Origin of the sequence: Robertmurraya sp., from assembly GCF_036676585.1 — a bacterium.
Lineage (GTDB): Bacteria > Bacillota > Bacilli > Bacillales > Cytobacillaceae > Robertmurraya_A.
In genome coordinates, this window is sequence record NZ_JAKFCQ010000219.1 from 1 (window position 1) to 13,583 (window position 13,583).

Annotated in this window: 13 protein-coding genes and 1 pseudogene; 9 read left to right on the forward strand and 5 right to left on the reverse strand. The window is 38.7% G+C overall.

The genetic code is table 11. The annotated features are described in order from the left end of the window. The 4 genes from ACGLXV_RS25605 to ACGLXV_RS25620 all read left to right on the forward strand — a co-directional run. On the forward strand, positions 1-369 hold a 369-nt coding region (locus ACGLXV_RS25605), incomplete at its 5' end, for a hypothetical protein (RefSeq protein WP_391560845.1). 199 nt (positions 370-568) lie between these two features. Beyond that, positions 569-2,284, forward strand: coding sequence for a methyl-accepting chemotaxis protein (locus ACGLXV_RS25610; protein ID WP_391560846.1), 1,716 nt, complete (start codon positions 569-571; stop codon positions 2,282-2,284). A 107-nt stretch (positions 2,285-2,391) separates the two neighbouring features. Further along, complete coding sequence (locus ACGLXV_RS25615) at positions 2,392-2,643, forward strand: hypothetical protein (RefSeq protein ID WP_391560847.1); 252 nt, start codon at positions 2,392-2,394, stop codon at positions 2,641-2,643. Positions 2,644-2,645: 2 nt separating this feature from the next. Continuing rightward, positions 2,646-2,816: a hypothetical protein gene (locus ACGLXV_RS25620; protein WP_391560848.1), complete on the forward strand. Its 171-nt coding sequence runs from the start codon at positions 2,646-2,648 to the stop codon at positions 2,814-2,816. A 162-nt stretch (positions 2,817-2,978) separates the two neighbouring features. Here the strand turns inward: ACGLXV_RS25620 and ACGLXV_RS25625 are convergent, their stop codons facing one another. The 4 genes from ACGLXV_RS25625 to dcuS all read right to left on the reverse strand — a co-directional run bounded on the left by ACGLXV_RS25625 (position 2,979) and on the right by dcuS (position 7,366). Then, complete coding sequence (locus ACGLXV_RS25625; protein ID WP_391560849.1) at positions 2,979-3,191, reverse strand: alpha/beta-type small acid-soluble spore protein; 213 nt, start codon at positions 3,189-3,191, stop codon at positions 2,979-2,981. Positions 3,192-3,730: 539 nt separating this feature from the next. Continuing rightward, positions 3,731-4,927: an NAD(P)-dependent malic enzyme gene (locus ACGLXV_RS25630; RefSeq protein WP_391560850.1), complete on the reverse strand. Its 1,197-nt coding sequence runs from the start codon at positions 4,925-4,927 to the stop codon at positions 3,731-3,733. Between the two features lie 121 nt (positions 4,928-5,048). Continuing rightward, the gene (locus ACGLXV_RS25635; RefSeq protein ID WP_391560851.1) at positions 5,049-5,762 is read right to left on the reverse strand and encodes a response regulator; all 714 of its coding nucleotides are present in this window, start codon (positions 5,760-5,762) and stop codon (positions 5,049-5,051) included. Then, the gene (gene dcuS / locus ACGLXV_RS25640; RefSeq protein ID WP_391560852.1) at positions 5,759-7,366 is read right to left on the reverse strand and encodes a DcuS/MalK family sensor histidine kinase; all 1,608 of its coding nucleotides are present in this window, start codon (positions 7,364-7,366) and stop codon (positions 5,759-5,761) included. Before dcuS ends, ACGLXV_RS25635 begins: the two co-directional genes overlap by 4 nt. A 242-nt stretch (positions 7,367-7,608) precedes the next feature. On the opposite strand from dcuS, the gene ACGLXV_RS25645 reads away from it, so the two are divergent. The 3 genes and pseudogenes from ACGLXV_RS25645 (at position 7,609) to ACGLXV_RS25655 (ending at position 12,014) form a co-directional block, all read left to right on the forward strand. Beyond that, positions 7,609-8,871 (forward strand): dicarboxylate/amino acid:cation symporter, encoded by a 1,263-nt coding sequence (locus tag ACGLXV_RS25645; RefSeq protein WP_119710043.1) that lies wholly within the window; start codon positions 7,609-7,611, stop codon positions 8,869-8,871. 129 nt (positions 8,872-9,000) lie between these two features. After that, positions 9,001-10,559: pseudogene (locus ACGLXV_RS25650) on the forward strand (IS3 family transposase). Between the two features lie 792 nt (positions 10,560-11,351). Continuing rightward, positions 11,352-12,014, forward strand: coding sequence for a DNA-binding response regulator (locus ACGLXV_RS25655; protein ID WP_391560853.1), 663 nt, complete (start codon positions 11,352-11,354; stop codon positions 12,012-12,014). A gap of 246 nt (positions 12,015-12,260) precedes the next feature. On the opposite strand, the gene ACGLXV_RS25660 is transcribed toward ACGLXV_RS25655, so the two are convergent. Next, positions 12,261-12,488 carry a hypothetical protein gene (locus tag ACGLXV_RS25660; RefSeq protein WP_391560854.1) on the reverse strand — a complete coding sequence of 76 codons (228 nt, stop codon included), beginning with the start codon at positions 12,486-12,488 and terminating at the stop codon, positions 12,261-12,263. Here ACGLXV_RS25660 and ACGLXV_RS25665 point away from each other — a divergent pair. Next, positions 12,474-12,731, forward strand: a complete 258-nt coding sequence (locus ACGLXV_RS25665) for a hypothetical protein (RefSeq protein WP_391560855.1) — start codon at positions 12,474-12,476, stop codon at positions 12,729-12,731. The genes ACGLXV_RS25660 and ACGLXV_RS25665 overlap by 15 nt on opposite strands. A 214-nt stretch (positions 12,732-12,945) precedes the next feature. Further along, on the forward strand, positions 12,946-13,583 hold a 638-nt coding region (locus tag ACGLXV_RS25670), incomplete at its 3' end, for an MFS transporter (protein ID WP_391560856.1).

Below are 13,583 nucleotides of genomic sequence, written 5' to 3' on the forward strand. Positions count from 1 at the left end.
AAGAAATTTGGAGCATCAAACGCTGATCCAGAAGATACTTGGGCAAACCATGAGATCACCACTGATTCGGAAATTTATCTTCACTTAACTGGAACAATTAAAAATGATACAACTGACTTATTTTCTTTTGGGAATAAGCTCGGGGAAATCAATTTTTCTTTGTTATATGATGGGAAACATACATTTGAAAACACAAGTACAGCTGAAGAAGAAAACGGGACAAAATTAGGCGCTTCCAGTATCGATGCATTAACGGAAGGGAATATTCATGTTTACTTTCAAGTACCAAAGACTGTCTCTGAATCAGACAAGCCTTTAGTTTTAACAGTAACATTAGGAGAAGAACCTTTTGAAATACAGTTGCGTTAATAAAATATAATTCAACATCAAGTTAAGATATATATTAGGTCCAATGAAAGAGAACAACTAAGGCATTAATCCAAATTGGGTTAATGCTTTTATTGTTTGATGATGTTAAAGTCGTTATTTGTCGAACAACAAAGTATTAGATTAGTTTCCCTTTTTTAGTATAATAGTCCTATTATTGTTAATTAAGAGGGAGACGTCTATGAGTAAGAGTATAAAATTGAAAATGATCGTTATTTTCTCCAGTTTAATATTGCTATCTGGAATCGTAACTAGCTATGTATCCTTTCAAACGTCCAAAAATGTCATTACAAGTTCATTAGGGGACCAAGCACTTTCCATTTCTGAAAATGCCGTTAAAGTGATTGATTTGGATCAATATGAGGAAATCTCACTAGATTCAGGGGAAACGGATTACTATTATGAACTAAGAGATAATCTAAACGAAATACGAGAAACCAATGGTTTGATCTATTTATATACAATGGGTCGACAAGAAAAAGAAGGAGAATTTGAATATTACTATATGGTTGATGGTATGCTACAAGATGCCTCAGCAATAGGCGATGTCGAGGAGGGCGTTGATGATTACCCTTTACTAGTGAAGGCTTTTGAAACGGGCGAGTCACAAGTTGGGGAATTGACTTATTCAGAAGATTACGGTGCGTTAGTTTCAGCCTACATACCTATCAAATCTGATTCTGGAGAATTGATCGGGATATTAGGAGCAGATTTAGATGCTAGTTTGGTGTATTCGTCACTACAGGCGAGCAAAATAAAGTTAATTTGGATGACAGTTGGAATTGTATTATTGAGTATATTATTAATTTTCATAACCACAATGTCACTCGTCAATCCGTTAAAACATTTAGCCAAGAAGGTCGAATTAATTGGAAAAGGTGATTTAACGGTTACTATTGAATCCAATAGAAAAGATGAAATTGGAAGTTTAACAGATTCATTTAATCAAATGCTTCAAGAATTAAAGGGGATGATTGCGGTAATCAATCAAAGCTCGGTAACAATGAGTGGAACAACGTCTCAATTGTTAGTAAGTGCGAACGAAACCAAAGGGGCAAGTAATGAAATATCGGTAATTATGGAGCAAATGGCCTCTCAGGTAGACACTCAATATAAGAGCCTGGATGATAGTGCAAAAATCATAGAAGAAGTGTCAGAGAATATCAATGATATTGCCGTTAACTCATCCGTTGTTACGGAACTTTCTTCCAAGACACAAGGCGAAATTGAGGTAGGCAATCAAAAGGTGAATGATCTAGTGGAGCAAATGAACACCATTAGTCATTCAGTTAATGAATCATCAAGCTCCATCATGGCATTATTAGCACATTCCAAGGATATTGAGTCCATTGTAGAAATTATCCAAGGGATCGCTTCTCAAACGAATTTACTTGCGTTAAATGCAGCCATTGAAGCAGCGCGCGCGGGAGAAGCAGGTAAAGGCTTTGCGGTGGTTGCTGATGAAGTACGTAAACTAGCTGAGCAATCCGAAAGTTCAACGGTTAATATACGAAACATTATTGAAAAAATAAATAGTGATACAAATGTAACAGCAGAGAAAATGAAGATTGTTTTAAACGATGTAAAAGAAGGAATCCATTCGGTAGGAGAAACGGGAATGGTTTTTAAAAACATTCTAGGAGCCATACAGGAAGTGAATGTAAAGATCCAAGAAGTGACAGCAACATCTGAAGAAATGTCTGCAGCAACGGAAGAAATCACAGCATCAGCTAAAGAGACAGCAAATATAGCCGAGCAAGCATCAACTGAAGTAAGGAAAACCGTGGATATTACATTAGAACAAGAACGATTAATGTTACATATGACGGAGTCAATCGAAGAGCTTGTTACGATGTCATCTACGATGAAGGAATTGACAGGGAAGTTTAAATTATAAGAGACGAACGTAAAAACTGTCTAAAAACCTTGTCGCAAAATATTGTCTACTCCCAAGTCCTCTAAGATAATGTTCTTAGAGGACTTTTTTGCAAAAAGGAGGTATCTATGAAAACAGTTTTACAAGCTTTTATGGCTTCAATCATTCTACATATCATTTATATATTGGGGACGATAGGAATAGGTTATCTAAAAACAATGTATTATAAACCGGACCTACAAGGAGAAGAATACCACCTCCAAAACAAAGTAGCTTTTGGTATGGTGATTTCCCCCTATGTTTATCTCATTTCATTGCTAATAGTTTCTATTCTTTATGCAAATATCATAGTTTTATATAAAAAAATGAAAAGGAGATAATTATGAATTTCATCACTAAACATTCAACCGCCATTCTGTTTTCCGTAATTGCTGTAATGATCGTAAAAAATGTTCTTCCTATACCTGAACTTTTAAAAGAAGTGTTAAGTATTGTCTCGTTGTTAGTAGTCCTATTAGTAGTAATTATTAAGAAAAGATATAAGAGCGCGTAGTTGCATAGTTAAGAATAAAAAACGTGTCGAATATTTCCAAGGAAATTACGACTTATTTCCTCATATATTTACACGATACTAGGAAACGTAACAAAATAAATGGAAGAGGTAAGTTAGATTACCTCTCCCAAAACAAAAAACTAAGGATAAATTATTACAAAATTAGCGGAAGTTGCCGCCCATTGATTGTTCGGCCATTCTCACTAGGCGTTTTGTGATTTCTCCACCTACTGATCCGTTTGCACGTGCAGATGTTTCAGGTCCTAAATTTATACCAAATTCACTAGCAATTTCGTACTTCATTTGTTCAAGTGCTTGCTCAGCCCCAGGTACTAATAATTGATTAGAGTTATTTCCACGGTTGTTTCTATCCATTTCAATCTCTCCTTTTCGTTGGTGTAGCTATATATTTTGCACCTTTTTGAAAAATATACATTCATATGAAAAATATTGTAGAAGAAAAACATCCAGAAAAGTAACGGGTTCCGTTTCCTATCAAAAACATTAAAAATGTAAGTTAAAATGAGTGCCAATTTGTTTTTTTGGGTGGAAATAATATACACAATTTATCTTATCAAAAATATAAAATAAGCGGAGATTTTCCGATTAAGCAAAGTAAAATTACCCATTTTTACGTTTTTTGAGCAAATAGCCGGAATATCTACGTCTATTTATGCTCTTTTCATTGCTATTAGATAATTAAGAGGAATTTCTCCGCTTAATTATCAAACCCTACTGAATCCTGGATTCTTGAGTTCGCTCTTTTATGGTTGGAGAGGGAGCTTATTTCAACAGGCAACCAAAAATGAATATTAAAAATAGCTCAGTATAGTGAACTGAGCCATGCAGGACAAATGGGGCAACATTTTTGATTTTGCAACAGGTAACGGAATCTGTTACCCAAAAAGGGTGTTTTACGATACTGATACTGAACTTTTGCTTTTGTTATGTTGGATAGCAGCGACTGAGACTGCTTTAGCCACAAGTTTAGCCACTCTCTCATCAAGTGCGCTCGGAATAACATGGTCAGCTTTTATATCTTTTTCTGAAACAGCCTCTGCAATCGCATAAGCGGCCGCCAATTTCATCTCGGTTGTAATATCCTTTGCTTTTGCATCCATGGCGCCTCGGAATATACCAGGGAAGGCGAGTAAATTGTTTACTTGGTTCGGATAATCGGATCGACCTGTTCCTACTACAGCTGCGCCTGCAGCAAGGGCTTCTTCTGGGTAAATCTCTGGAATCGGGTTTGCCATGGCAAACACAATCGGATCCTTTGCCATGGACTGAATATGTTCTGGCTTCATAGCACCGGGGCCAGATACTCCAATAAACACATCTGCTCCATGAATCGCGTCTGCTAATGTTCCACGAACTCTTTTCAGATTGGTCACTTCCGCCATCTCTTTTTGGGCCGAATTCATCCATTTTTCGCCTTTGCTAACCACACCTTCAAGGCTTACAAGAGTGATGTCTTGAAACCCTGCCTGCATCAGTAGCTTGGCAATCGCAATTCCGGCTGCACCTGCACCGTTAATCACGATTTTTAGAGATCGGTGCTGTTTATTGACGACTTTTACCGCATTGATTAACGCAGCAAGAACGACAATTGCTGTGCCATGCTGATCATCATGAAAAACGGGGATATCCAGTTCTTGCTTTAATCGTTCTTCAATTTCAAAGCAACGAGGAGCGGAGATATCTTCAAGATTTACTCCTCCAAAACTAGGAGCCAGTGCCTTAATGATCCCAACGATTTCATCTACATTTTTTGTATCTAAGCAAAGTGGAAAAGCATCCACATTGGCAAACTTTTTAAAAAGAAGAGCTTTTCCTTCCATGACAGGGAGGGCTGCCTTGGGTCCAATATCACCCAAACCTAAAACGGCTGTTCCATCCGTCACGATAGCAACCATATGTCCTCTGGACGTTAACACATCGACTTGTTCGGGATTCTCTACAATTGCTTTACATACGTCAGCGACACCAGGTGTATATACGAGACTAAGTTGTTCCTCAGTAGTTACATCAATCTTACTAACAATCTCAATTTTCCCTAAATGTTCTTTATGAAGCTTGATTGCTTCCTCTTTCAGATTACTTTTTATCAATGTCATCTACCCCTTTGGTAATCGCTTTCAATCTTTCTACATCGTAAAGAAAAAGATCAAGGTTTGATAGATTTTGTAACTATACAACTTTATTAAATTAAAAAAAGTGGAAATGCACTTTTTAAAGATACATGTCCACTTGGTTTAGTTTTTCTACTTGTAGAGTATATAAATATACTGGTCTACCAATTCCGTAGGTTAACGATTCCTTCAAAACTCCTAGCTGGGTTAAGAACTTTAAGTATTTCCTTACTGATACACGGGAGATATACGTACTTTCCGAAATATCATCGGTAGAGAATGGACTATTTCCTTTTGTTTTCATGACATCTACTACAACTTGTAGAGTACTGCTCGTTAACCCCTTAGGCAGATCAATGATCGGTTCTTCGATTTGGGTTTGCTCCGTACTGAGGATTCGATCATCAAGATCTTCTTGTTTAAGCACGGCATGACTCGCAAAGAACAGATATTTATCTTGAAACTTCAGCAATGCCTGTTGAAATCGATCAAATTCAAACGGTTTGATTAAATAATCAACAGCACCAAGCCGAAGAGCCGTTTGAACTTTATCTTTCTCTCCAGCAGCGGTAATAAGGATCACATCTATTTCTAGCTGATGTTCTCTTATATATTTTAACAAGACGAGCCCACTATCACCTGGCATATACACATCTAGTAAAATTAGCTCAACAGATTCCTTTTGAAGTAAGTCGATCGCATCCTTTACATTATGTACCATGCCTGAGAGTCGAAATCCTTTCATATCTCGGAGATAACGTTTGTTAATTTCAGCAACCATCGGGTCATCTTCAACAATTAGAACCTTTATCACGATTCCACCTCTTTGCTTTTATAAGGTATTTTTATATAAACATTGGTTCCTAACATCCATCTTGAATCGATTTGGAGTTCGCCACCGATAGTTTGGACGCTTTTTTCCACTAAGTGTAGTCCGTAGCCTCGGTTGTCTCCTTTTGTGGAGTAGCCTTTTTCAAAAATTCGTTTCTGCGTTTCTTCAGGTATTCCCGGTCCGGAGTCCATCACTTCCATGTCTAGCCACTCACCATCATAGGCAAAACTTACTTCAAGCGTTTTTTCTTCGCTATCGGCCATTGCCTCGATGGAATTATCGATCACATTACCGAGAATGGTAATCAGCTCATGTGTGGTTTTTTGATCGGCTGGTTCAGGAATGACGGCTTGGGTTTCAATTGTGAGATCGACGTTTTGTTCCCTGGCATAACTCAATTTTCCTAGTATAAATCCTCCGAGAGCAGGGTCCTTGAAATGTTCGGTGATGTTTCCGAATTCTTGGTTTCGATAATTGACCAAGGTGCGAATGAAGTCGGTGAGTTCTTTGTAAGACTTTAACTCGATCATTCCTCGAATCACATGAAGACGGTTCATAAATTCATGTGATTGGGCACGTAGAGCATCTGTATAGGCTCTAACTCCTGTTAATTGTTCGGCGAGCTGATTGACCTCTGTTTTATCACGGAAGGTGGAAATGGCTCCGACCACTTGTCCATTGACCAACAGTGGGACACGATTGACGAGAATCGAGACGCCATTAATGTTCTGTTCTTCATCTAGCTCAGGTTCACCCGTTTGTAACACTCGATCCAATCCGGTGGAAGGCATATAGTCATGAATGTTCATCCCAACTGGATTGGAATCTAGGCCAGCTTTTTGAAAAATTTGAAGAGCCGACTTGTTAACGAGTGTGATCGTTGATTGATGATCCACCGCAATAATTCCTTCATGAACGGATTGCAGCATCGTGCTTCTTTCCTCTGTGATCTTTGCTATGGCAAAGGGCTCAAGCCCAAGTAGTGTCCTTTTAATATATCTCGCTAGTAAAATAGCTCCGATTACACCGACCAATAGTCCAAAAAACGTAACGATTAATATGTTCCGATGGCTTCGTCCGAGTGCAGTCTCTACACTTTTTAACGAAATTCCGACTGCGACTACTCCGATTTGTTCATTATTTTTATTATAAATGGGCGTAAATGCTCGTACCGATTCGCCTAACGTACCTTTTGAGATGGACACATACTCTTTTCCTTTTAGAGCCTGCTTTTCATCTCCTCCCACAAAATGCTTTCCAATTTCGTCAGGGTTTGGATGTGTTCTCCGTATGCCCTTCATATCCATAACCACAACGAACATCATTTCTGTGGCTGTTTGAATATCATTTGTATAGTCTTGAACGGAGTTGGAGTACGTTCTGTTTTCTAACGCGTCTATGACTATATGAGACTTTGAAACGGTTCTCGCGACGATCCTCGCTTTTTCCTCTGAATTGGCTTGTATGTTTTTACTAACCGAATGGCTTATTAATAGGTCAGTGATCATCAGTGAAATGAGGACGACCAGACAGACAAGGAAGATGATCACCGTACTGAGTTTAAAACGTACTTCCCGTATACGCACTTTCGTAACCTCCAAACACAAGGACTGTTGTTATTTTTCCACTATAAAATGAAATCGCTTTAAAATAAAGGATTTGTTTTTGGGAAGGGTCTCAATAACCACATTACTATGTTACTTACATTAATTACAAAACGATTTTATAAGTTTTATTAACTATTCTTAGTTTTCGCAAAATTGTAACATGTGGTTAACAAAGTGAATGAAATCGTTTTCAAAATAATTATGTTTTAGGAGGAGACCACATGAGAATTAATTTTAAGAGTCTTACCACTCAAGTAATACTAGGTATTATTTTGGGGATAACCGTCGGGTTTGTGTTTCCAGAGATAGGATCACAGTTAAAGGTGATCGCTGATATATTTATTAAGCTAGTAAAAATGGTCATCGCACCAATTATTTTCCTAACAATTGTCATCGGGATTGCTGGAATGGGAGATTTAAAGAAGGTTGGAAAAATTGGTGGGAAAGCCTTACTTTATTTTGAAATCGTCTCTACGATTGCGTTAGCGATTGGAATTATAGTTGCGAATGTAATTAAAGCGGGTAAAGGAATTGATGCGGAGGCAGGAAAGGGAGATATCTCTCAATATACAAAGGCGGCTGAAGAAACGAGTCATGGATTTATGGACTTTGTTGTTTCCATTATTCCTGATAGCTTTATCGGTGCGTTTGCGAATGGTGAGCTGCTACCTGTTCTTTTATTAGCGTGTTTGTTTGGGATTTCTCTTGCTCATTTAGGAAAGAAAGGGAAACCAGTTATTGAGTTTTTTGAAAAGATCACAGAAGTGTTCTTCGGAATTGTAAATATCATCATGAAGGTTTCCCCGTTCGCGGCGTTTGGCGCGATGGCCTATACGATTGGTGAATTCGGAATTGGCTCACTTGTTTATCTTGGAAAGCTGATGGGATCCGTATATATCACCATGGCGCTGTTTATTGTTCTTGTACTTGGTGGAATTGCCAAAATGTTCGGTTTCAGCATCTTTAAGTTTATTGCTTTCATTAAAGAAGAAATTCTTCTTGTGATTGGGACTTCCTCGTCTGAAGCGGCTCTTCCTAAAATGATGGAAAAGCTTGAGAAGTATGGTTGTTCCAAGCCAGTAGTAGGACTTGTTCTTCCAACGGGGTACTCCTTTAATCTAGATGGAACATCGATTTACCTGTCAATGGCTGCATTATTTATTGCTCAGGCTTATGGGGTAGACCTAAGCATCTGGCAACAGCTGACCCTTTTAGGGGTATTGATGCTCACGTCGAAAGGAGCTGCAGGTGTTACCGGCTCAGGCTTTGTCACGCTAGCAGCGACACTAGCCGTATTCCCTTCGATTCCAGTAGAAGGAATGGCTCTCATCCTTGGGGTTGACCGCTTCATGTCAGAAGCACGTGCCATCACAAACCTCATCGGTAACGGCGTCGCAACGGTTGTTATTTCAAAGACAGAAGGGGAGTTTAAACCCGTTCAAGAGGTTGAGGCTAAGGTGAATAAAAAGGAAATCACTGCGTAAATATAGGTTTCATTTTCGGATGCTTTCTTAATTAAAAGACACAAAAATTGACGTATGAATTGTGATATGCTCCCGATAAAGTAGACAGATGAAATAATAAAATCTGGTTACTTTATTGGGGGTTTTTTTATGGCGAAAAGTACATATTCAGAACAAGAAAAATTACAATGTATTATCAAATTCCAAAACAGGAATTCATCAATTCAAGCTTTCTGTCAACAACAAAAAATAACTCAAGATACATTAAATAAATGGATTTATCTATATCAGACTTATGGAATGGACGGACTTCAAGGATCAAAAGGATGGAAACGGTATTCTAAAGATATCAAAACAGCTGCAGTCCTTGATTATCTTTCTGGGAACTACTCTATGAATGAGGTTGTACGGAAGTATGAAATGTCCAGTCGTTCACTTTTGAAACGATGGATAAGGAATTATAATGATCATAGAGAATTAAAACAGATGAATAACTCTATGATTAAAGGTCGGTCCACTACACTAGAAGAACGTTTGGAAATTGTTATGTACTGCGTAGAAAACGGGAAAAGTTATCATCAAACATCTGAACATTTTAATGTTTCCTATCAACAGGTATATCAATGGGTGAAGAAGTTTGAGAAAGAAGGAGAGGATGGTCTCAAGGATAAGCGCGGCCAGCGTAAAGCAGAGCCGGAGTTAACCTCCGAAGAAAAGATCCAACGCGAAATGAAGCGATTGGAGAGGGAAAATGAGCGTCTTCGTGCGGAGAATGCATTCTTAAAAAAGTTGGAGGAACTCGAAAGGAGGCGTTTAAAGAAACGTCCTTAAGCCAAATTCGATTAACCGATAAATACATAGCCATTCAGGAACTTCATGAGGAAGAGAAATTCTCCATTGTGCTATTATGCGAGATTGCGAGAATTCAACGTTCTTCTTATTATAAATGGCTTAATCGCCCCCCTTCAGATAATGAGAAATTGAATGAGAAAATTCTAGAGGAAATAAAAACTTTATATGAGAAAGTGAACGGAATATATGGATATCGTCGCATGACGATGAACCTGAACCGTACCTTATCAACGCCTATAAATCAAAAGCGAGTGTATCGATTGATGAGAATCGCTGGAATCCAATCGTTGATTCGACGCAAAGCCAAAAAATATAAGCCAAGCACACCAAAACATGTCGCTGAAAACATCTTGAACAGAGAATTCACCGCAGAGAACCCAAATGAAAAATGGTTAACAGATGTGACTGAAATGAAATATGGGGTTACACAGAAGGCTTATTTGAGTGCAATTTTAGATTAGTACGATGGATTCATTGTTAGTTATATATTAGGCACTTCTAATAATAATTCGTTGGTATTTCAAACTTTCGAATTAGCGTTGGAAGCTAATCCGGGAGCAAAACCCCTCTTCCATAGTGATCGAGGATTTCAATACACTTCCCCTGCTTTTAAAAGGAAAATTGATAAAACAGAGATGGTTCAAAGTATGTCGAGGGTCGGAAGGTGTATAGATAATGGACCAATGGAGTCTTTTTGGGGAACATTGAAAAGTGAAAAGTATTATCTGAACAAGTACACCACTTTTGAAGAGTTGAAACAAGACATTGAGGAGTACATAAAATTTTATAATTATGATAGATTACAAAAAAGGCTAAACGGCCTTAGTCCCTTAGAATACAGGGCTAACGCCGCTTAGTGTCATTTTTTTATTTACGCTGTCTACTTGACGGGGGGCACTTCAATTGGCATACGTCTTTTCTTTATTTGTTAATGTTCTACGAAATCCCACTTGGTCCGAACACTTATCGGTTGGCGGATTAGGTTAAAACCCGAGCTAATAAATAGACGGAGAAATTTCGCCTAATTAGTAATGATGATGAAAAAAAGCTTAAATAAACGGAGAGATTCCGACTATTGGCTCGAAAACTTCGAAAATAGGAGATTTTGCTTAGCATAAGCGGAAAACCTTCCCTTATTTTCCCCCAAACGAGGCTCCGTTCTGTATCTAACCGGAAATTCTCCGCTTATTTTACTTTTGCTGGTCACTCGATTAGGGATAAGACATTTTATTTAGAAGAAAGTGATTTTTATCTCCAAAAATTCAAGAGAACCTCATTTTGATGCATACTGAATGCCTCTCCTTAAGGATGGTATTGTAGAAACATAAAAAAATGGATTGACAAATGTAAGAATTCTATTAATCTAAAAATAGTTCTATCCCCAATTTATACTCAAATAGTCTTTTTTCTTAGCTACTCCGCAAGTCTTTATTGGTCGTTTACAATTCTCCAATTCTAGCCACATTAAACCTCTTTTTCACTTGCATTAACACTCATTAATGTTGATAATCTGTCCGAAGCTCAATTGAATAAATAATGGGGTGATTCATTCGTAGCACCAATTATGTGAGTATATTAAATGCCCTTTTTGTGGATGTTTTACATCAGTATATAAAAAGATATGACCATTAGATAGGAGGAGGGATGCTATGGGATTTGAAGAAGAATACCAGGCCTTTTTGAATGCGCACTTGCAAGCAAGAACCGGTGAACGGTTGCGGCGTTTACAAGAAGGTCACAATCAGGCTGAAATGTTGTTTTTGAAGCAAGTGTGGTGGCCTTTATATCACCATTTCAAGTTTCTTCATCCAGAATATGAAGTTGATGATTTCAAGGATGGTAAAAGGTATTTGGATTTTGCATATATTCGTCCTGCCATCCGGATTTGCCTGGAAGTCGACGGGTATGGCCCTCACCTAAAGAGTATAAGCAGATGGCAATTTTCTGACAACCTGGAACGTCAAAACCAGCTGGTGATTGATGGATGGACTGTGATCCGCTTTTCCTATGACCAAGTGAAAGAGCAGCCCCGTCGATGCCAACAGATTGTTCAGCAAGTGATTGGGCGATGGCTGGGTGATGAACTAGACCAGACATCTCTGTCCTTTCTAGAAAAGGAAGTGCTTCGGCTAGCGATTCGAAAAGGAGAGGCCATATTCCCTATAGAAGTTGAGAAGTATTTGAAGCTAAGTGACAAGACGGTAAAAAAAATACTTTCTCAACTGGTCGATAAAAAAATGCTGATTCCCGCATCTGGGACTATGAGGGTTCGCTCTTATCGGTTGGGAGATCAGGTAAAGCACCCTATCTGATAAATAGACGGAAAAATTTCGCTTAAGTAGTAAATAAAATAAAAAATAGTCCTAATAGACGGAGAAATTCCGCCTATTGGCTCGAAAAGCGTAAAAATAGGTAGTTTTACTTTGCATAGCCGGAAAATCTCCCCTTATATGCTTCGAAATGAGCTTCATTCTGTATCTACCGGAAAACCTCCGCTTATTTTACCTTTGCCTGATACTCGATTAGGGACAAGACATCTATGGCGAAATTCCTCTTTTTTATACCAATAACGATGCCAATACAACTGTCATTTCGGCACGTATTTTATGAAAAGCACTCCAAAAACGATCCCCTAAATAAGGATGAGTCAGCTTTTCTATTGTAGTTTCAGGCCAAACAAAATCTCCTTCATAAAGGCGTTCACCCATACCGACTAGGCTGGCGTCGCATATCCTTTTATTGTATTTAAATACAATAGAGGAGGAATTACCTTGAATAATCAGCATCAAATGTTACCACATGATGTAAGAATTCGTCCTGGATTTGGATTCGGTCGACCTGGTTTTGGATTCGGCAGACCTGGTTTCGGAAGACCTGGATTTGGCGGTTTTGGTCTAGGCTTCTTAGGAGGTTTAGCTGCCGCTGCATTACTAACTCCAGGTCCTGGATATGGATATGCATACCCTTATCCATATCCATATCCGTACCCATACCCATATTATCCGCCTTATCCATATCCTTATTATTAATAAAGTAAAACGTCTTCGAGTAACGGCTGTTTCGTAAACAGCCGTTTTTTATGTAAAATGAAATTCCTTTCTCTAAAAATACATATTTTGTATGATATGGTAGTCTTATATAATAGTGAGATTATGATGGAAATAAGATTTTTCATCTTACCATTACATACCCCTAGTGGTATAATGGAGAAATCAGTACAATGGGAGAAAGGGGATTAGGAATATGTCAACTAAAACTGAAAACCATCCATCCTGGGTGCAGCCATACATTGACTCCAAAGAAAAGCAACAAATGTTATACAAGCGAACGCTTCTGATCGTTGTGTTGTCTCAAATTTTTGGAGGGGCAGGTCTTGCTTCGGGCATAACCGTTGGTGCGCTTCTTGCAAAAGATATGCTTGGCACGGATAGCTTCTCAGGTCTTCCGGTAGCATTGCTGACATTAGGGTCTGCGGGTTCGGCTTTGCTAGTTGGTCATCTTTCTGACCGATTCGGACGCCGCTTTGGTTTAGCTGCCGGATTTTTAGCGGGAGGATTTGGAGCAATCGGTGTGGTCCTGGCGGCGATTACTAGCAATATTCTACTCCTTTTTGCTTCTTTATTAATCTATGGGGCAGGAACGGCAACGAATTTACAGGCGCGCTATGCAGGTACTGATTTAGCCAGTGCGAAACAACGAGCAACAGCTATTAGTATTGCGCTTGTGTCCACGACCTTTGGAGCGGTTGCGGGACCGAACTTGGTTGGTCCCATGGGAGAATTTGCTGCCTCTATCGGGGTGCCGACACTAGCGGGTCCCTTCCTATTAGGTGCGGCTGCCTTCATCTTAGCGGGACTCATGATTCTTACTTTTCTACGACA

Excerpts from the sequence above, each read along its gene's own strand:
- ACGLXV_RS25610 (WP_391560846.1), top strand. The coding sequence starts at position 569 with ATGAGTAAGAGTATAAAATTGAAAATGATCGTTATTTTCTCCAGTTTA.
- ACGLXV_RS25615 (WP_391560847.1), top strand. The coding sequence starts at position 2,392 with ATGAAAACAGTTTTACAAGCTTTTATGGCTTCAATCATTCTACATATC.
- ACGLXV_RS25620 (WP_391560848.1), top strand. The coding sequence starts at position 2,646 with ATGAATTTCATCACTAAACATTCAACCGCCATTCTGTTTTCCGTAATT.
- ACGLXV_RS25625 (WP_391560849.1), bottom strand. The coding sequence starts at position 3,191 with ATGGATAGAAACAACCGTGGAAATAACTCTAATCAATTATTAGTACCT.
- ACGLXV_RS25645 (WP_119710043.1), top strand. The coding sequence starts at position 7,609 with ATGAGAATTAATTTTAAGAGTCTTACCACTCAAGTAATACTAGGTATT.
- ACGLXV_RS25655 (WP_391560853.1), top strand. The coding sequence starts at position 11,352 with ATGGGATTTGAAGAAGAATACCAGGCCTTTTTGAATGCGCACTTGCAA.
- ACGLXV_RS25660 (WP_391560854.1), bottom strand. The coding sequence starts at position 12,488 with ATGCTGATTATTCAAGGTAATTCCTCCTCTATTGTATTTAAATACAAT.